At 61.0% G+C, this 19,160-nt stretch carries 16 protein-coding genes; 7 read left to right on the top strand and 9 right to left on the bottom strand.

Features of this window, described 5'->3' with window-relative positions:
- The first annotated feature begins 27 nt into the window (after window positions 1–27).
- Window positions 28–777 carry a hypothetical protein gene (locus VGG64_22640; GenBank protein HEY1602418.1) on the top strand — a complete coding sequence of 250 codons (750 nt, stop codon included), beginning with the start codon at window positions 28–30 and terminating at the stop codon, window positions 775–777.
- A 102-nt stretch (window positions 778–879) separates the two neighbouring features.
- Here the strand turns inward: VGG64_22640 and VGG64_22635 are convergent, their stop codons facing one another.
- Entirely contained in the window at window positions 880–1,902 is a 1,023-nt protein-coding gene (locus VGG64_22635; GenBank protein ID HEY1602417.1) for a sugar phosphate isomerase/epimerase family protein, read from the bottom strand.
- A gap of 278 nt (window positions 1,903–2,180) precedes the next feature.
- Between VGG64_22635 and VGG64_22630 the strand changes: the two genes are divergently transcribed.
- On the top strand, window positions 2,181–3,479 hold the full coding sequence (locus VGG64_22630) for a Gfo/Idh/MocA family oxidoreductase (GenBank protein ID HEY1602416.1): 1,299 nt from the start codon (window positions 2,181–2,183) through the stop codon (window positions 3,477–3,479).
- An 88-nt stretch (window positions 3,480–3,567) separates the two neighbouring features.
- Window positions 3,568–4,974 carry an aminotransferase class III-fold pyridoxal phosphate-dependent enzyme gene (locus VGG64_22625; protein ID HEY1602415.1) on the top strand — a complete coding sequence of 469 codons (1,407 nt, stop codon included), beginning with the start codon at window positions 3,568–3,570 and terminating at the stop codon, window positions 4,972–4,974.
- Window positions 4,975–5,027: 53 nt separating this feature from the next.
- Here the strand turns inward: VGG64_22625 and VGG64_22620 are convergent, their stop codons facing one another.
- Both VGG64_22620 and VGG64_22615 read right to left on the bottom strand, forming a co-directional pair.
- Window positions 5,028–5,447, bottom strand: coding sequence for a MaoC family dehydratase (locus VGG64_22620; protein HEY1602414.1), 420 nt, complete (start codon window positions 5,445–5,447; stop codon window positions 5,028–5,030).
- Window positions 5,448–5,501: 54 nt separating this feature from the next.
- Window positions 5,502–6,542 (bottom strand): aldehyde reductase, encoded by a 1,041-nt coding sequence (locus VGG64_22615; GenBank protein ID HEY1602413.1) that lies wholly within the window; start codon window positions 6,540–6,542, stop codon window positions 5,502–5,504.
- 250 nt (window positions 6,543–6,792) lie between these two features.
- Here VGG64_22615 and VGG64_22610 point away from each other — a divergent pair, with 250 nt between their 5' ends.
- The gene (locus VGG64_22610) at window positions 6,793–8,223 is read left to right on the top strand and encodes a DUF1501 domain-containing protein (GenBank protein HEY1602412.1); all 1,431 of its coding nucleotides are present in this window, start codon (window positions 6,793–6,795) and stop codon (window positions 8,221–8,223) included.
- Window positions 8,224–8,339: 116 nt separating this feature from the next.
- Here the strand turns inward: VGG64_22610 and queF are convergent, their stop codons facing one another.
- Window positions 8,340–8,702, bottom strand: coding sequence for a preQ(1) synthase (gene queF / locus VGG64_22605; protein ID HEY1602411.1), 363 nt, complete (start codon window positions 8,700–8,702; stop codon window positions 8,340–8,342).
- Between the two features lie 164 nt (window positions 8,703–8,866).
- Between queF and queC the strand changes: the two genes are divergently transcribed.
- Both queC and VGG64_22595 read left to right on the top strand, forming a co-directional pair.
- Window positions 8,867–9,556, top strand: a complete 690-nt coding sequence (gene queC / locus VGG64_22600; GenBank protein HEY1602410.1) for a 7-cyano-7-deazaguanine synthase QueC — start codon at window positions 8,867–8,869, stop codon at window positions 9,554–9,556.
- Entirely contained in the window at window positions 9,553–10,239 is a 687-nt protein-coding gene (locus VGG64_22595) for a 7-carboxy-7-deazaguanine synthase QueE (GenBank protein HEY1602409.1), read from the top strand. The genes queC and VGG64_22595 overlap by 4 nt, the downstream gene beginning before the upstream one ends.
- Window positions 10,240–10,343: 104 nt before the next feature.
- Here VGG64_22595 and ggt read toward each other — a convergent pair whose 3' ends face one another.
- The gene (ggt, locus tag VGG64_22590) at window positions 10,344–12,086 is read right to left on the bottom strand and encodes a gamma-glutamyltransferase (GenBank protein ID HEY1602408.1); all 1,743 of its coding nucleotides are present in this window, start codon (window positions 12,084–12,086) and stop codon (window positions 10,344–10,346) included.
- A gap of 463 nt (window positions 12,087–12,549) precedes the next feature.
- On the opposite strand from ggt, the gene VGG64_22585 reads away from it, so the two are divergent.
- Window positions 12,550–13,524 carry a fatty acid desaturase gene (locus VGG64_22585; GenBank protein HEY1602407.1) on the top strand — a complete coding sequence of 325 codons (975 nt, stop codon included), beginning with the start codon at window positions 12,550–12,552 and terminating at the stop codon, window positions 13,522–13,524.
- Between the two features lie 614 nt (window positions 13,525–14,138).
- Here the strand turns inward: VGG64_22585 and VGG64_22580 are convergent.
- The 4 genes from VGG64_22580 to VGG64_22565 all read right to left on the bottom strand — a co-directional run.
- Window positions 14,139–15,359, bottom strand: a complete 1,221-nt coding sequence (locus VGG64_22580) for a 2-oxo acid dehydrogenase subunit E2 (protein HEY1602406.1) — start codon at window positions 15,357–15,359, stop codon at window positions 14,139–14,141.
- Window positions 15,360–15,816: 457 nt separating this feature from the next.
- Window positions 15,817–17,835: a dehydrogenase E1 component subunit alpha/beta gene (locus VGG64_22575; protein HEY1602405.1), complete on the bottom strand. Its 2,019-nt coding sequence runs from the start codon at window positions 17,833–17,835 to the stop codon at window positions 15,817–15,819.
- Window positions 17,836–17,928: 93 nt separating this feature from the next.
- Window positions 17,929–18,732, bottom strand: coding sequence for an SDR family oxidoreductase (locus VGG64_22570; protein HEY1602404.1), 804 nt, complete (start codon window positions 18,730–18,732; stop codon window positions 17,929–17,931).
- A partial coding sequence (locus tag VGG64_22565; protein ID HEY1602403.1) for a hypothetical protein occupies window positions 18,732–19,160 on the bottom strand: 429 nt, incomplete at its 5' end. The genes VGG64_22570 and VGG64_22565, both read right to left, overlap by 1 nt.

Below are 19,160 nucleotides of genomic sequence, written 5' to 3'. Positions count from 1 at the left end.
GCCGTTGTAGGCAGTTTGATTCTGACCATGTCTCATGGCATGCTGTCGCGCGCCGTCGAGACGTCCACGATCCGCAAGAATCATCCGTGGGGACGCTTTCGGCCGGGGAGTTGGCGTCGCATCCGGCTGGTGACCGAGACCTTCGACGAGCAGGGCAAGCTCACGGCAACAAGCGTTGCGCGGACACGCACGACGCTGGCGACCGTCGATGATGCAGGAATTACCCTGAAGATCGAAGGGACTGTCGATCTGGCGGGCAAACAGGTCGAGTCGGGCCCGCAAGTGCTCACCCAGGGCTGGCATGGCGAATCGACGGATCGCACGGCCACGATAACCGATCTCGGTGACGACACAGTGACGATCTCGGGTAACCGCATACCCTGTCGCGTCGAGCAAACCGAAACTCAGTCTCCTGGCGGACGCATCGTGACCAAGACCTGGTATTCCGATCGTGTTTCGCCCTACGTGTTGCGACGCGAAAGCACGAACTACGACCCGGCCTCGGACGAAGCCGTCAGCCAGACCAAGGTCGAGGTGGTGGCGCTGTCGCGCTCGCTACGCGTGTTGCGCCGTCACCGGCAGGCGGCCGAGCTGCGCGTGACCAATACTCATGCCGGCGGCATGACCAGGACCACGCTTTGGTCGAGTCTGGAAGTCCCCGGCGGCGTCGTGGCCCACGAGTCGGAAGAGTTCGACGCCGAAGGCCGACTGGCGCGGCGCAGTAAACTCGACCTGGTGGGATATGCCGGCGAATTCGTGCCCACGCCGCTGCGCTAAATCTGTTTTCCGGGATTTCGCGCTGGGGCTGCCAAATCGCACACCTTGCTGCGTACCAAATTGGTCGCTAACTGTAATGTCGCATCGTGGCGGTGTGTTATTTCAGAATCCGCGGGCGGCGCGGATGTCTTCAAAATCGCGCAGGTGGTAGTTGACTTGGGCAAAGTCGAGCACACGGCATAAGCCTCGTAACGCCACGCCCAGGCCGTCGGGCCCGCTGAAGCCGCCGAATTGGCCGCCCCCTTTGACGTGCGGTTCCAGATCCAGAAACACGCCCGGGATGCCGCGACGTCGCAATTGCGTGGTGAGTTTGGGAAGCGAGGCGCGGAAGTCTCGCAATATCCATTCGTGGGCCCCCTGCCCTACGTCGGCTGGGACGAAGTGCTTGAGAGCGTCTTCATCGACGTGTCCCGGCTTGGTCGCCGCACGGGTGTGGGCGTAATCCTTGATGTGCATCCAGCCGATGGCCGGCTTCATGGCCAGGTACTGCTCAAAAACCTCGACCGTGCTGTATCCCTGGCAGAGAATGTTGGCCGCGTCAAAGATCAAGACCATTGCAGGATGATTCACCTGACGATGGATCTCGGCCATGAGCTGACCAGTCTGGCCGACGAGATTGGCTTCGATCTCGAGCCCGAATGTGAGGTCCGAGCGATGACAAGCCTCGGCGATCTTCCCTAACTGATCAACTGCTTGCGCGACGTACTCGCGCGGGTCGGCCCCCTTGGGGGGATAGAACGAAAAACCTCGGATCAATTTGGTTTCGAACGCATGGGCCAACTCGCAGGCTTTCTTGACGTCTTTCTCTAGATACTTTTTGAAAGGGACATAGGCGTTCTTGGTGCCGTCTTCTTTATCGACCAGCTTGACTTTGCCCAGCGGCGAACCGAGCGAAGCCACGTTCAGCCCATACTCGTCTTCCAGGTGACGAATCTGCTGAATCTCTTTAAGCGTCAACTTCATGACGTTCTTGATGCCGCCCCCCACGTCGATAAAACGAATGCTGTAGTATTGCAAGCCTAGCGCCGCGAGCGCCGCGAATTGTTGCGTGGCCGTTTTTTGGTTGGCCGCTTCGTCTCCGAAGGCGCTGATAATTACACTGGGCGCGTCGTGGTTATTCGTCATGGGTCTCTCTAGTTCCACTGGGGACAAGCGATGGCGAGCGCCGCGCAGTGACGCACGGCGAGGAAGCGGCCATTTTGCGTCTCAGGCGCATCCGGCACAAGGCGTCCCGAGGAATCCGGCAGGGACATCTCTCGGCCCCCTGTTGGTCTTGCCTGCGCAGTGTCGCAAACTCCTAGGACAGATCCCGCTCGTTTTCCAACGGATGCAATCGCCCGGTGTCCCTGTTATCCTATCGCATTGAACTAGCCCGACGTTCTTTCTCCCCGCGCAATCCTGCCATGACGCCCCCTTCTGCTACCTCGACTGCTCGTCACGAATTGCGCGCCGGCATGGTGGGGCTGGGGATGATTTTTGACGAGACTTATCGGCCGTTTTTCGAGCAGTCGGCTCGCTGCGGTTTGTACGACCCGGCCTTTGGCGTGTGCGACGTGCGTCTGGCGGCGGTGGCGAGCCGGACCGGGCGTCGCGCCGCGGCGCTCCAAGGCAACGCCAGCAACACGCTCGGCAACTTCGCCAGTTTTCACGAGCCGGATTCGATCGGGCAGTTGCTCGCCGCGGGGGTCGACTTCGTGTGCGTGGCCACTCCGGACGACCGGCACTTCGCCACGGCCAAGGCTGCGCTCGCAGCGGGCAAGCACGTGCTGGTCGAAAAGCCTGCTGTGCTAACACTGGCCGAGCTCGATGAACTCGAACAGTTGGCCCATAAAAAGAGTGTTCTCGCCAAGGTCGTCTATCACAAGCTGCTCGATCCCGATCACAAGAAGCTGCGCACGCTGGTGGCCGACGGCGAGTTACGGCATGTGAACAATGGCTACTGCACGCTTTTGGAGCCGAAGAGCATCTCGACCGGCCAGTTTGCCGAATGGATCACCGGCCGCAACCCGGGCACGTATGTCGCGGTGCATTACATCAAGCTCATCGATTTCACGTTTGGCGGCCGGCTGGCGAGCGTGGCCTGCACCGGACAGCGAGGATTGGTCGGGCCGGCCGACGGGCCCACCTGGGATTCGACGCAGCTGCGACTGGTCTACCGCTACGACGACGGCCGCGAGGCTGCCTTCGACATTCATACCAGTTGGGTCACGCCCGACAATTTCCCCGGCTACGTCGAACAAGAAGTGCAGTTCCGCTTCGACAACGGCGTGTGGAACGCGCACAGCCGCAAGCGTGGAGTGGAATGCACCGTCGAAGGCCGCACGCCGCTGGAGCGAAAGATCACGATGAATAATCATTACAACGGCACGTTTCTCGAGCCGTGGGGTGAGCGCTCGCAGCGAGGGTACGGCCTGGAAGTACTGGAGCGGTTCGCCCGCGAGGTGGCCACCGTGGAGTTTGCCGGGCCGACAGCCGAGCGCAGCAAACGGCTGCAAGCCGCGCAACGGCTGAGTTACAATGACCTAACAGCCGACCGTCAGACCGTAGCCGCGGTGCATGCGATGGAAGCGATTCTGGCGCGGCATGCTGCCGGCGAGCCGAATTGCGTGGTCGAAATCGATCATCCGGCAGGCGGACTGGTGCTGTTGCGCCCCGGCCACGCCGACCATGAAGTTTTGCATCAGGGGCGAGTAAACCGCTGACGCGCAGTGCGACTCAGGTGGCTGCGCCAGCATCGACTTGTGTTGTGACCAGACATCGCGCACGTTCACCAAATCGAAAGACGAATCCATGGCCCACGCAACCGATTCGATTCTCGACGGAACCGTTCAGCATCGTGGCGAAGAGCAATCCAACGCCATCCGCCGCCGCGCCGCCGCGGTCGAGCCGCGGGCTCTGCGGACCTTTACACCCAGCCTGACCGTGATCGATCGCAGCGCGGGCTCGTATCATTGGACGCCCGAAGGACGGATGCTGGCCGATTTCAGTTCCGGCGTGTTGGTGGCCAATCTGGGTCACAATCCGGCTCACTGGTGGCGACGCACGAGCGAATACCTGGGCCTGGAAGATTTCAAATCCAGCGGCGATTTCCTTCCCGCCGCGCCACTGACGGCCTACAACGCCATCACGGAATTGGATGTCCGGGCCAGCGAACGCCTGGTCGCGCTACTGCAAAGCCAACCAGGCGGAGCCCGCTGCGAACAAGTGTTGTGGGCTGCCAGCGGCAGCGAGGCGATTCAAAAGGCGCTGTGGGCGGCACTGGATCGGCGACCGGGGGCCGACATCATTTTGGCGACGCGCTACGGCTTCCATGGCAAGAAGGGACTGGCCGGCGCGGTGACCGGCTGCGAGACCGATCCCGAGCGCGACCCGCGGGTGCGCTTCATCGGCTTTCCGCGCGAGGAATGCGTGAATGTCGAGCGGCGGCGGCAGCCGATCGATTTGGCTCCTTATATTGCCGACCTGGTCGCCTGCCGCAAAGAGTTCGGCGAACGCATCGCTTGCCTGATCACCGAGCCGTACTTGGGGGGCGGTGGTTCGTATCATCCGCAGAAGGAATATCTGCAACTGCTGGAACGCTTCTGCCGTGACAACGACATTGTGTTCATCTTGGACGAGGTGCAAGCCAACTTCGGCCGTACGGGATCGTTGTTCGCGTTCACCGAATACGGCGTCGAACCGGACATGGTGGTGCTGGGCAAGGGATTGGGGAACGGCGTGCCCGTGAGCGCCGCGGTGGGCCGCGCCGACCTGTTTGCAGCCATGCACTACGGCGAAGCCTCTGATACCTGGAGCGCCAATCCGCTCTCGAGCGCGGCCGTGCTGGCCACGCTCGATGAATTTGCGAGCCGGGACATTATGGGCCACGCCGTGCAGCTGTCGGCCGTGATCGAACGAGGGCTGCTGCGGTTGGCCGAGCTGCCGATCGTGGCCCACGTGCGCGGCGAAGGAGCGGTGTGGGGCCTTGAGTGCGCAACCGTGGGGCGGCACTCGGCCGAACGTGTGGCCGCCGCCGTGGTCGAAGCCTGCTACATCGGCGACGAATCGGGCCGAGCCATCCACCTGCTAGGCCCACTGGCCGGCAAGGTACTACGCATCAGCCCGCCACTGGTGATGCCGCTGGACGAGGCGCAAACGTATTTCGGCGCGATGTACGAGATCCTGGCAGCGCTGGCCACGCGGTTGGCGATGGGTTGAGTGGCAAGCTCAGAGCCAGCTCTGCAAGACGACCGCAACGTGTAACCTGCCATTTACAGCGGCGCTGACACCAGCATCTTTCCTGTGGAGGAAAGCACTTCCTCGCCGGCAGCGTTGGTAATGGATCCCGCCAGCGAGACGACGTCTCCGGCAAGTTTATCGTTCCAGGTTACCGCGGTCACTTCCCAGCGAAATCGCAGCGTATCGTCCGATCGCACCGCGACTCTGAATCTGAAGGTAAATTCCAAGCCGAGTGTCAGCCCCTTAGCAGCGAAATGCGTCGCGGCCATGCCCATGAACATAGAGGCGTACTGCGGGCCACAGGCGATAAGCCCCTGAAATCGGCTTCGGGCCGCGACCACTGGATCGGAGTGGAGGGGATTAAAGTCGCCGCAGAGGCGTGCGAATTCGCTCACGCTCTTTATGTTTAGTTGGATAGTCTGTTCGAAACACTCACCAACTTGGGCGTACATCGACTACCTCGAATGGGCACCGGCGCAATACTGCCGTTCTTGGCCTCGCGCGTGCTAAGTTTTCGGGCTATCCTTCAGGAGCCCCAGTCGTAGTAAGCTTTCGGACGTGGCGATGATCGCTTCCTCGTTCGAGCGTGGCGTCCAGCCCAACACGCGTTTGGCCTTTTCGTTGGTGCCATTCTTCATCTTGCCAAGTTCAGGCAGGATCTGCTTCACAGCCGGATCGCGCAGCGAGGCGAGGCGCACCAGCCAGTTAGGAAGCTGCCTGATCGGCACTTTTCTGGCGGCCGCGCCCAGTCCGTTCTTCAGTACCTTGGCGATAGCGAGCATCGACATAAAGTCTCCGGCCACAGCGAGAAAACGCTCTCCCTTGGCGGCCGGATCGGTCATGGCGCGAATATGCAGGTCGGCCACGTCGCGCACGTCGACAACTCCGAAATAAATTTTGGGAACACCAGGCAGGGCGCCGTCCATAAGTCGCTGCACCAACAGGATCGAGGTCGAATAGTCGGGCCCAAGCACTGGCCCGAATACGCCCACAGGATTAACGACGGACAACTGCAGGTCGCGGCCTTCGTGGGCGATAAAATCCCAAGCGGCCCGTTCCGCCAGGGTTTTCGATTTCACGTACGGTTGCACGTCGGCGGCGTTAGGGTTCGTCCAATTGGCCTCGTTAAATGGCGCCTGCTGCGGTTGCTGACCGTAGCCGATCGCCGCGAACGACGAGGTCAGTACCACCCGCTTCACTCCGGCATCGCGCGCGGCGCGCAACACGCGAAGCGTCCCTTCGCGCGCCGGGACGATCAGCTCGTCCTCGTGCTGCGGGAGGCTCGGCGGAAAGGGAGATGCCACGTGCAGCACGTAGTCGCAGCCGGCGACAGCGGCGGGCCAGCCCGCGTCCTTTTCGAGATCGGCCTCGACAAAGTTTAGGCGATCACCCGGTTCGGCACCGCCCACCTTCAGCATGGCACGCACATCTGCCTCGCGCCCAAGGGTGCGGACCGTGGTGCGTACCTGATGCCCGGCGGCCAGCAGTTGCAGGAGGCAGTGGCTGCCGATGAAGCCCGAACCGCCGGTGACCAGAACTGTGCTCATCGCGGCCTTTTATCGTTTAGTGCATCGAGGGGCCGATCCGCACTCGCGGACGGTTGGCAAAAATAGTCGCGTGCGCACTGGTCGGGGCGGACCAAGCCGTAACTGGGAGATCTATAATGTCCTTAACTGAAGCCTGGACCTGACCAGCTTCGATGATTCGGGCGGCCAATGCAATCCGGCGGAGGCGTTGTTATAATCTGGACGATAGTTGCGACCTACTCTTTTGCGATGTGCGCCGGCGAGTTCAATCATGCCCAACTTCACAGGCCGATCACGACCGGGTCACACCGGGCATCCTTGGTCGCGGCGTGAAATGCTGCAAGTCGGGTATTCCAGCATGTTGTCGGTCGCGCTGGGGCCTCTGCTAGGAGCCCAGGCGCGCAGTGCCGCGTCCTCGTCGTCGATCGCCGGCGTTCCTCGCGCGAAAGGCGTGCTGTTTATCTTCTTGACGGGTGGGCCAAGCCACATCGATACCTTCGATATGAAGCCGGCGGCTCCGGCCGAAGTGCGTGGGTCGTTCGCGCCGATCGCCACCGACGTACCGGGCATTTACTTTTGCGAGCACTTGCCGCAACTGGCGTCGCAGGCAAGCAAGTTGGCGGTTGTTCGCACGATGCACTGCAACCCGGCGCTTGCGTCGCACGAGACGGGCACGCATGCCATGTTGACGGGCAACAACGACCTACCGCCCGGTTCGAGCCTGTACGCTTCTCGGCACGATTGGCCCTGCTTGGCTGCGGGATTGGACTATGTGCGTCCCGGCACGGCCGACTTGCCCAGCGGCGTGATGTTGCCCGTACACATGAACGTAAGCGGCGCCCCGTATTGTGGTCAGAATGCCGGCATGCTGGGGGCCAAACACGATCCCTGGCAGCTGCGCCGCGACCCGAGCGATGCGAAATACTCGGGCGACGACAGCCTGGTAATGCCCGCCGGTTTGTCGGTCTCGCGCTTCGACAGCCGTCGTACTTTGCTCGATGATATCGATCGCCAGCGCGCCGGACTAACGGCACATGCGGCGGTGCAGCAATTTAATGGTCAGCAGCGCGCCGCGTGCGATACGCTGCTGGCCGGACGGCTTGCTAAGGCATTCTCTCTGAATGATGAACCGTCCGAGTTGCGCGACCGCTACGGCCGGCACATGTTCGGACAGTCGTTGTTGCTGGCCCGACGGGTGCTGCAGGCCGGCGTGCCGATCGTCCAGGCTAACATGGGCGTGGCCGGCCAGTGGGATACCCACACAAAAAACTGCCAGGGGCTCAAACAGAGCCTGTTGCCGCCGCTTGATAGGGCGGTGGCCGCGCTGTTGGCCGATATGCAATCGCTAGGAATGCTCGACGAAACGTTGATCATTCTCACCGGCGAATTCGGACGCACGCCCAAGCTGGGTGGGAATGTCGGCACTCCCACCTTCTCGGCCGACGGTCGGGATCATTGGACGCAATGCTTTACATCGGTCTTCGCCGGCTGCGGCGTCCATGGCGGGCGCACCATTGGAACGTCGGACAAGACGGCCGCCTTCCCAATCACGCGGGCATATAACCCCTGCGACCTGGGTGCAACCGTGTACCGTGCGCTGGGCGTGGATCCGGCTACGGAAATCCACGATCAACTCGGCCGGCCCTTGCGATTGAATGTGGGGCAGCCAATCACGCCGATCTTCACGGGAGAGGAAGTATAGCGGCCATCGCCGTCCCGGCGTTTTGTCATGACGGTGATGCTCATCGCGCTACCGCTTGCGTGAAGCCCCACGAAGGTCCTCATTCCTCACATTGTCTCACATGCGCAGCCGCGCCGTCATCCGCGGTGGGCTTCGAACGTGGCGGTGACCGTGGTTGTAATTCCGCCGCGGGCGGTAAAGGCAGCCTTCAGCGAAATCCGACGCGGAGCGAGCACAGCCACCAGATCGTCGAGGATGCGATTGGTCACGTGTTCGTAAAAAATTCCCTCGTTGCGGAACTGTTGTAAATACAGCTTGAGACTTTTCAGCTCGACGCAGTTGGCCGCCGGTACGTACAAAATTGTCAAAACTCCAAAATCTGGCTGCCCCGTCTTCGGGCAGACCGAAGTGAACTCGGGGCAGACAATTTCGATCGTGTATTGCCGATCCGGGAACTGATTGGCGAAAGTTTCAAGTGTTTTGCGGAAATCATGGCTCATTTTTGGCTCCTTTTCGTGTCAGCGTCATTGTGGCATGATGGCCCCGATGTGGGAAGGATTCGTCCGTCGTCGCCGGCTGCCGATTGCCGGCGTGTTCGAGTTCTCCGCCGGATTGAGCGGGGACTATGCGGCGGGTTCAAGTGCGTGCAAACCTGGTGTGTCTCATGGTTCGTTCAGCAGTGCTACTACTTTCCGGCGGGCTCGATTCGGCTACGGCCGGCGCGATCGCGCGCGACGAGGGCTTTGAGCTGTTCGCGCTGTCATTCGATTATGGGCAGCGGCACAAGCACGAGCTCGTGGCCGCGGCACGCGTGGCGCAAGCGCTCGGCGTGCGGCGACATGTGACGCTGAAGATCGACCTAGCGCAATTCGGCGCGAGCGCTCTGACGGCGGACATCGCTGTGCCCAAGGATCGCTCGACCGAGGCCATGTCCGTAGGCATCCCGGTAACGTATGTACCGGCCCGCAATACGGTGTTTCTGTCGCTGGCCTTGGCCTTGGCAGAGACGGCGCCGGCCGCGGACATCTTCCTGGGCGTAAATGCGCTGGACTACAGCGGATACCCGGACTGCCGGCCCGAATACATAGAGGCCTTCGAGCGGCTGGCAAACCTGGCGACAAAAGCAGGCATTGAGGGTACGCTGAAGTTCCAAATCCATGCCCCGCTGATCCATTGGACCAAGGCCGAGATCATTCGCCGCGGCCACGAGTTAGGCCTGGACTACTCGCTGACCCATAGCTGTTATGATCCCGACCCCGCAGGCCGGTCGTGCGGCGGGTGCGATGCCTGCCAGTTACGGCGCAAAGGATTCGCCGAGGCGGGCCTGACGGATCCGCTGGAGTACGTTGCGTGAAGGTCGCCGAGATTTTTCATTCGCGCCAAGGCGAAGGGTTGCTGACCGGCACCCAAAGCATCTTCGTGCGCACCAGCGGCTGCAACCTGCGATGCTGGTTTTGCGATACGCCCTACACCTCGTGGTCGCCCGAGGGAGCGGACCTGTCGATCGACGAAGTGCTAGAGCGTGTCGGAGAGTGGGACACGCCGCACGTGGTTGTCACTGGAGGCGAGCCGATGCTATCGGCTGAGTTGGTTCCTTTGACCGCGGCGCTCGCTGCCGAAGGACGACACATCACGATCGAGACGGCCGGCACGCTCGACCTGCCGGTGGTGTGCGACCTGTTGTCGATCAGCCCCAAGTTGGCCAATTCGACGCCGTCGCGCCATGAGCATCCACGCTGGAATGCGCGGCACGAGCGTACCCGACATGCACCGGATGTGATTCGCCGACTGGTGCGCGATTACAACTATCAATTGAAGTTCGTCATCGATCGGCCCGAAGACTGCCACGATGTCGAGTGTTACTTGCGGACTTTCCCAGAGGTCGACCGCAGCCGGGTGTTACTCATGCCGCAAGGGACGGAGCCGACCGAACTCGACGATCGTGCTCGTTGGCTGATCCCATACTGCCGCGCCGCGGGCATGCTCTACTGCCCTCGCAAACACATCGAGTGGTACGGTATGGTGAGAGGGACTTAGGGGAAAAGGTGAATGCAAAATGATGAATGAAGATAAAAGGATCGCCGCACGTGGCGCCAGCCTATTAATCATTCATCATTTTGCATTTCGCATTCATCGCTTCCTTAATACCCTACTGCACAGCCATCTTTACGCGATTCAGTTCCACCGCGCAGGGTGCCGTGGTCCCAGTCGATCATGATGGCCTGGTAGCCGCCGAAGTCGCCACGCGAACGCTCGACCTTGTGTCCCCGCGCTCGCAATGCGGCCATCGTCTCGTCGGTAATGCCTGATTCGACGGTGACCTTGCCGCCGTCGGAATCGCCTGCTTCGCCGGTGGGCTCGGGGCTGCCGTTGTGGCGCGTGCGGCCGAAGTCACCCGCTTCCTGCACATTCATGCCGAAGTCGATCATATTGATGAGCACTTGCACGTGCCCTTGCGGCTGCATGTCGCCCCCCATCAGACCGAAGCAAAGCCAAGGCCGGCCATCTTTGGTGGCCATCGCGGGAATGATCGTATGGAAGGGGCGTTTGTGCGGCTCCAGTCGATTCAGATGATGCTCGTCGAGCGCGAAGAGTTGTCCGCGATTCTGCATCACAAAGCCCACGTTCCCCGGCACGACTTGCGAGCCGAACGAGTGGAAGTTGCTTTGGATCATCGAACAGCAGTTGCGATCCTTGTCGACCACGGTCAGATAAATCGTGTCGCCCCCGGCGAGCTTTGGGTCGCCCGCTGGTACGTCGACCTTGGCATGGGCCGGATCAATCAACTTGCGGCGACGATCGGCATAGGCTTTCGAGATAAGTTCCGTCGTCGGCAAACGATTGAAATCGGGGTCGGCGTAAAACTTTGCTCGATCGGCGTAGGCCAGCTTCTTGGCCTCGATGAACAAGTGCAGCAGGTCTGGGCTGCCTGGCCCCATGCTGCGCAGATCGTAGGGTTCGAGCAGGTTGAGCATCTCGAGCACCGCGATGCCCTGGCCGTTGGGCGGTAGCTCCCACACGTCGTAGCCGCGATAGTTCGTCGAAACGGGGTCAATCCAGTCCGATTTATGATCGGCAAAATCGGCAGCGTTGAAATAGCCGCCGTGAGCTTCGCTAAAAGCAATGATCGCCTTGGCGATGTCGCCGCGGTAGAACGCGTCGCGTCCGTCGGTGGCAATGGCTCGATAGGACCGCGCCAAATTCGGATTGCGAAAGATCTCGCCCTCTTTTGGAGCTCGTCCACCGGGCAAGTACGTCTTGGCCGAATCCGGCCAGGGCTGAAGAGATTGCTGCGAGGAAGCCCAACCATTGGCAATGATCTCGCTGACGGGGAAACCGTTCTCGGCATATTCGATGGCCGGCGCCAGCAGCTCTGCGAATTCTTTCGTGCCGAAGCGGGTGCGTAAGTCGTCCCATCCGGCGACACAGCCCGGCACATTCCAGGACAGCGGCCCTTCGCTGGGAATCTCCTTCAGGCCCTTCTTGGCGAATACCTCGCGAGTCAGGTTGTAGGGACTGCGCCCACTACCGTTGAGACCGTAGAGCTTTTTCGTTTTTGCGTCCCAATAGATGACGAAGATGTCGCCACCAATGCCACAGCTCATGGGCTCGACCAGCCCCATCATGGCCCCAGTGGCTATAGCGGCATCGGCCGCCGTGCCGCCGCGTTTCAGAATGTCGAGTCCGACCTGCGCCGCCAGTGGCTGACTGGTGGCCACGATGCCATGTTCGGCCGCGATCGCCGAGCGGCTCTGATGCGGATTCTTTGCCGGGCGGTCGTATCCGACCTTGCGCGGTGGTTGTGTTCCCCCTTCGGCCGCGATCAGCGATAGTGGAATCAGAGTGAGCAAAAAAAATGCGGTGGTCAGCCTGTGCGAAGACATAAGCAATTGGCCTCGTACGCTGCAGGATCGAAGGTGGGGAAAATCGCGCATCGCGGCGCGGGCAGGACGTGCTTTACTCTAGCCGTTGCGGAATACGTCTGCCACGTGCCGGGCTGTACCGGCCGATAGCCAACCGACCGATGTGCGGTGCTCTATACGCGAAAACCGATACGCCGGATTGGCGTTTCAGCGATTGACGGCTGTTTGGCCTGTTGGCCCATCGCCAGAGTGGGTTATGTTGCCGCTCGGAAAGCCTAGGGGCATGCGAGCTGGAGCGGCTCAAACCGGTTCGCTAGCTGACAATTCCTCCAGGAACGAGGTTTGTTACCAATCTTTTACAAACGGTCGACCAGCGCATGACACTGGTAGCAGCTGTGATCCGTAGAATTCGTCGAAGTAACTACCGAGGGGCTGGGACAGCCACTGGTTGTACGGCCGCAGTATCATCTGGAGAACAACGACTGTGACACCGGTTGAAATGCTCAAGCAGCAGCGCAAGGAAAAGAACAAGAAGGATAAGTCCCGCCTGATGCCGCGGCGCGAACGCAAGTTCACGGCAGCGCAAGAAGCGGCCGCCAGCGATTTGCCGGCGAACCGCTGGAAGCGGGGTATTGATTGGCCCGTGATCATATGGATCGCCGCTCTGCATGTCGGTGCGCTCTCGGCGCTGTTTTGTTTCACTTGGAAGGGCGTCGCCTTGATGCTCTTTCTTGGTTGGTTCACAGGCGCCTTCGGTATCACGATGGGATTTCATCGCTACCTGACGCACGGCAGCTTTGCCACCTATGGCTGGATGCGCCACGCACTGGCGTTCATTGGTGGCATGGCGGGCGAGGGTCCGGCTACTACATGGGTGGCCGTACATCGCAAGCATCATGAGTTCAGCGACCACGAGGGAGATCCGCATTCGCCGCGCGAAGGTTTCTGGTGGAGCCACATGGTTTGGCTAGCCCCCAACCGTGGTGGTGAATATCAGAAGCTGACCCTGCAGCGCTACGCGCCCGACCTGGCCAAGGATCCGGTGATGCGTTTTCTGGAAAACACGTTTGTCCTCTGGCACGTTGTCTTTGGCTTGATCTTGTTCGCGATCGGCTACTTCGGTTGGGACCTGTACACGGCCTGCTCCTTTGTGGCGTACGGCATGTTCCTGCGGTTGATCTACGTATTGCACGTCACCTGGTTTGTGAACTCGGCCACTCACATGTGGGGCTATCGCAACTACGAGACCACGGACGACAGCCGCAATCTATGGTGGGTCGGGCTGCTGGCCTATGGAGAGGGATGGCACAACAACCACCACGCCTATCAACGCATGGCCCGTCACGGCCATCGCTGGTGGGAATTCGACATGACCTTCTGGATGATCGTGGCCCTGGAAAAGATGGGCTTGGTCTGGAACGTAGTGCGCGATGTGCCTGAGCGGCACCGGCACGCCTAAAGTCTGCCGAATCGTCAAACTAGATAATGCGGTCGACGTGCCTTTCGTTCGGCATGTCGGCCGCATTTTTTGTTCGTCATCATGTTGCCCCAACTACTCTAATAGCTGGGAATGACGGCGGCGTATTCTTCTCGGCATCATGCGCAAACGACACGCGTCAACGCTATTCGACGCATGCGCTACTTCCGTCCGCGGCAGCCATACGTTGCTGTTGGCCGCGCGTAATGAACGCGGCTGGCGCGCTGACGAGAAGATGTCCTCATTTCATCCGGTCGATAGTTCGACACGTAGCGCGAGTCGGTGGTGTGCGTCGCACGACGGATCGCCGAAGCATCGCCGGCACCACGGACCGCGACGGGTCCGATCAACAACCCAGCAATCGTCAGACATACGCAAACTGAAAATCTTCGCATTTCAGAACACTCCGCCAATGAGGACGAACGACCCATCGCATGGGAGCTCGTTCCTTCTATTCTACATCGGCCGAATTTGGGCGATCATTCGCGTGACGGGTGTCTAACGAAATTGTCAGCCCGCCGCACCATCGCTCTACTGTGATCCGTCGGCAAATACGACGTGTGGCCGTGAACACCGAGAATGGAAACGGCTACAGGTTATGCAGTCAGCCAGGCGGCCGGGTTTTCGAGTCCAGTCCGCAGGGTCTGGAGAAACCGGGCGGCCGGCGCGCCGTCGACGATGCGGTGATCAAATGTCAGGCTGAGCGTCATCATTTCACGCGGCACAACCCGATCTCCTTCGGCAAAGACCGGCTCGCGGCGGATCGCCCCCAGACCCAGGATGGCGGCTTCCGGAGGGTTGATGATCGGCGTGAAGGCGTCGATGCCATACATGCCCAAGTTGGTGACCGTGAAGGTGCCACCTTGCAGGTCAGCGGTGGAAAGCTTTCCGGCGCGGGCCTTGGCAATGAGCTCGCGCGTCGCTGCGGCAATCTCGCGCACGCCCATTACGCGCACGTCGGGTAGCACCGGCACGAGCAAGCCCGCCTCGGCATCGACGGCGACACCAATGCGAATCTCGGCTAATTCCACGATCTGCTCATCTTCCCAGCGGGCGTTTAAATGCGGATGACGATCCAGCGCAATGGCCACGAGCTTGACGACCAGGTCGCTGACTGATGGGACAACGTCCTGGTCGTTTGCCGCCGCGGCTTGGAATTGTTTGCGCAAGCTGACCAGGTTCGTCGCATCGACACGACTGGTCAGTGTCACCGGTGCGGTCGTTTGGTGGCTGGCAACCATCCGCCGCGCGATTGTACGACGGACGTTGCCTGACCTGGGCGTGCTACCGGCCACGGCTTGCTGCTGCCGCGTGATACCAGCCCGAGATGCCTCAGGCCCGGTGGACGAAGTCGCAGATTGGGAGCTCCAAGAGGCCGCCAGAATGTCGCGCTCGCGGATTCGTCCGCCGCGGCCACTGCCGGTCACACTAGCAGGGTCGACGCCACGTTCGGCCGCCACGCGCAGAGCTCGTGGTGTGATGACCAATGCATTGATGACGGGTTGTCCGTCGTCGTCCGCCGGTCGCCCCAGGCGCACACCGACCGATTCGGCGGCACGTTCGTGTGACGCGGCGGTTGTAGGAGATGCGGCGCCATTGCCCGGCTGGCGGCGCACGGCCTCGGCATGGACGTCGGCAGCTGTGATCTGGCCGCTACGGCCGCTACCGGCAATATCGTCGAGCGGCACGTTGAATTGTCTTGCGAGTCGGCGCGCCGCAGGGCCGGCCACCGCTGCGGTAGCGGGCGCCGATTCTGCGGCTGGCGAATCGCCTTCGGTCGAGGCATCTTCTCCGGCCGCCATCAAGAAAGCGATCACTTGTCCGACCTTCACCGATTCGCCGGGCTGTGGCGCGTTGGCCGGAATGCGTAAAAAGCCCTCGTCGATGGATTCGATTTCCTGAGTGGCTTTCTAACTTTCCAACAGGAAAAGTTGATCACCACGACCAACCCATTCTCCTGCGAGTTTCAACCAACGAACGAAGACCCCCTCTTCCATCGACCAGCCCAGACGAGGGATCGTGATTTCCGCGGACATACAAGACCTTACAAGTCAAAGAGGCAAGACTACGAGCGATTCGTCACCATAACCAGCACCACTACGCGAACCACGCAAGCAACCATTTTCTTATTCGTGCAATCCATGGTTCCTTCTCCTCTGCATTTTTTTGCCACGAATCACACGAATGGCACGAATGAAGTAGACAGGCAGATTTCGCTACTCGACCTCATTGTTGCTTTCCGTGATTGCGCAACTTCCGTAAACCGCTTCCCGTTCACTCAGCCAACAGATCCTGGATTGCGGCCCGGATGTCTTCCAGCTGCGGCACTACGACCTTCTCTAGTGGCGGACTGTAGGGCGTGGGGGTGAAAGCACCGTTCAGTCGCTTAATGGGGGCGTCGAGATCGTCGAATCCGGCGTCGGCCACTTGTGCGGCGATTTCGGCGGCCATACTGCACGGACCGTAGGCTTCATCGACGATCAACAGCCGGCCGGTCTTGGCAACCGAACTCAAAATTGTCGGCACGTCGAGTGGCGAGGCTGTACGCGGGTCGATCACCTCGATCGACGTTCCGTCTCCCGCCAATTCGGCCGCCACGGCCAACACGCGATGCAACATCAGCCCCATCGCCACGACCGTGGCCTCGGTACCGACGCGTGCGATCGACGCCTGTCCAAATGGAATCTCGTAAGCCTCCTCGGGCACGGCCCCTTTGATCGCCATTAGTTCGCGATGCTCGAGGAACAGCACCGGATCGTTCGAACGCAATGCGTGCAGAAACAATCCCTTGGCATCGTAGGGAGTGGCCGGTATGACGACGCGCAGGCCGGGGATGTGGCTATAAACGCTGGTGAAATTACTCGAGTGGTGTGTGGCTGCCGAGTGGCCCACCCCGATGCAACCGCGCAACAAGATCGGCATTCTCAGCCGTCCGCTGCTCATGTATTGCATCTTGGCGATTTGATTGACGATTTCGCCGTAGGCGTCGTTAATAAAGTCGACGAACATAAAGTCGATCACTGGCCGGGTGCCGGTCATGGCCGCACCACAGCCCAGACCAACAAAGCCGCGTTCGCTAATCGGTGTGTCGCGTAATCGTTCGGGCCCGTACTTTTGAAATAGGCCGGCGGTCGTGCGGAAGTTGCCGCCACGTTCGCCGATTCCTTCGCCCAGGACAAATATGCCTGGGTTGCGCGCCATCTCGTGATCGAGTGCTTCGAGAGTGCTCTGCACAAACGTCGTTTGACGGTCTCCGGGCGGTGGGGGCGCAGTGGGTGGTGTTGAAGAAGGTTGGCAGTAAACGTGATCCGTGGCTGTCGAGGCGTCGGGCCACGGAGCGGCTTCAGCGGCGCGCGAAGCCGTGTCGATCTGCTGAGACACCTGCGCGTCGACGGCGTCGAATTCCTCGGTCAACCGATCACATTCGTCGGCTGTCAGCCCCCACTCGCTGCTCCTGGCGATCGCCTCGTCCCGCAGTCGGCCAATCGGGCATTTGGCGCGCCATTCTTCAACTTGTTCACGAGTACGATACGTAAAATCTCCCATACCTTCGGCGTGGGGTCGAGTGCGATACGTCTTGCATTCGATCAAGGTGGCGCCTTCGCCGCGTCGCGCACGGGCCACTGCATCGCGGGCCGCATCGTGTACGGCCAGCACGTCGTTGCCGTCCACTTCAAAGCCGGGGATGCCGTAGTTCGCTGCCCTGCGACCGACATCGGGAATGCCGCTGGCGTACTTGAACGGTACCTCGGTGGCGAACTGGTTGTTCTCGCAGATGAACAGCACTGGCAGATTCCAGATCGCGGCCAGGTTCAGCCCCTCGTGGAAGGCACCGTTGTTGACGGCACCATCGCCAAAGAATGCCACGGCCACTCGATCGGACTTGGAGAGCATGAAGCTGTAACCGGCACCGACTGCTTGCAATATGCAGGGGCCGACAATGCCGCTGGTGCCCATCATCCCGATTTCGGGCGTAAACAAATGCATGCTGCCGCCACGGCCACGCGAACAACCAGTGGCACGGCCGAACAGCTCGGCGATCAATTGCTCGGGGGGCAGTCCCTTGGCCAAGGCATGCCCGTGACCGCGATGCGTGCTGAACAAAACGTCGTCAGTATTCAGATTGGCGCATACACCGGTGGCGATGGCCTCTTCACCTACATAGGTGTGACAAGCGCCTTGCACCAGTCCACGCTGGTGGCAGCGGGCCAGGTGCTCTTCGCATTGGCGAATGAGCCGCATCGTGCGGTAGAGCGACAGAATCAAATTCAGTTCGGTGGTTTGCGTTGCCATGCCGGACCCGGTGGGATTCATGCGAGATACCATTGCTGCTAGCCGCGGTGGAAGTTGCAGTCCGCGGTATTTTCAATCAGAACTTTCCATTATTCATTGCGGCCTGGGACGAAGCGAGCCTCCCCCGTTGAGCGCCAGGTTTCCGCCGTCCATGGGGATCAGCGCGCCGGTGATCCAACTCGACGCATCCGAGGCCAAGAGCACGGCCAATCCGCGAATATCATCGGGTTGGCCGAGCCTGCCCGCCGGAATCCCTCGCAACCATACGTCTTTCATGTCGGGATTGGCAGCGATACGGTGCTCGAGGCTGGGATTCACGACCTGGGCCGGCAGGATCGCGTTGACCCGAACACCTGAGCCGGCCCATTCAGTGCTCAATTCGCGGGTCATCTGCGCGACGGCACCCATTGCCATGCTATAGGCTGTGTGCCCACGGCCGAGGGCCGTGGTGCTGGCCAGAGAGCCGATATTTACGATGCTGCCGCGGCCGGCGCGCAGCATTCTGCGACCTGCTTCCTGGCACATGGTGAACCGACCTACGACCAGATTCTCGAAAACCTGCCGCAGTTGCTCGACCGAAAGCTCTTCCGGCGGAACGAGCACTCCCTCGCCCGCCACATTGCCCAAAAAATCGACGCGACCGAAGTCTCGATCCAGGCGGACAAACAATGCGCGGATCTCTTCGGGGTTCGACACGTCGCAGGCCGCAGCCACGGCGCGGCGTCCAAGTTGTTCGGCCGTGCGTGCCGTTTGCGCGGCGCCCTCGGCGTTGCGATCCACCAGCAACAAGTCTGCGCCGTGCTCGGCCAGCGCGAGTGCCATGGCACGTCCCATACCGCGTGCCGCGCCGGAAACCACCGCCACCCGGCCAGAGAGATCGAACAAAGAACTCGTCATCAGGGTGTCTCCTCGTCAAATTGATGCGATTGCGCGGCGGCAGCCTCGCGCTGAAGTGCCGTCGAGGCAGCCAGGGCCGAATCGGCCTGCCCGGCGTGAACGAGCGCTAACGCCAATAGGCCCAGCAGCGTGTCCTCGGCCTCGGCGCACACCCGGTGCGGCCCTGGCAAGTCGGTCAGCACGAACGAGCGCAACAGCTCAAGCCGATGGGCCAAACCACCCGAGAATGCGAGCCGGCGCCAAGAACGTCCCGGATCGAGTTGGTCGGCGCAGCGTGCATAGTTGCGGGCCATGTTCCTCAGTGCCGCGCGAAAAACGTGCCCGACGGACAAGTTCTCGAGCTGCATGCCAGTGATGCTCCCCTCGCACCCGACGGGCCCTGCGAAAAACGCCAGATCGACGGCCAGCCCGTCGTCGCTAGCCGCGAC

It is taken from the genome of Pirellulales bacterium (assembly GCA_036490175.1).
Taxonomy (GTDB): Bacteria; Planctomycetota; Planctomycetia; order Pirellulales; family JACPPG01; genus JACPPG01.
The sequence above is the reverse complement of the archived record's forward strand: the minus strand, read 5'-3'. Positions and strand labels throughout refer to the sequence as shown.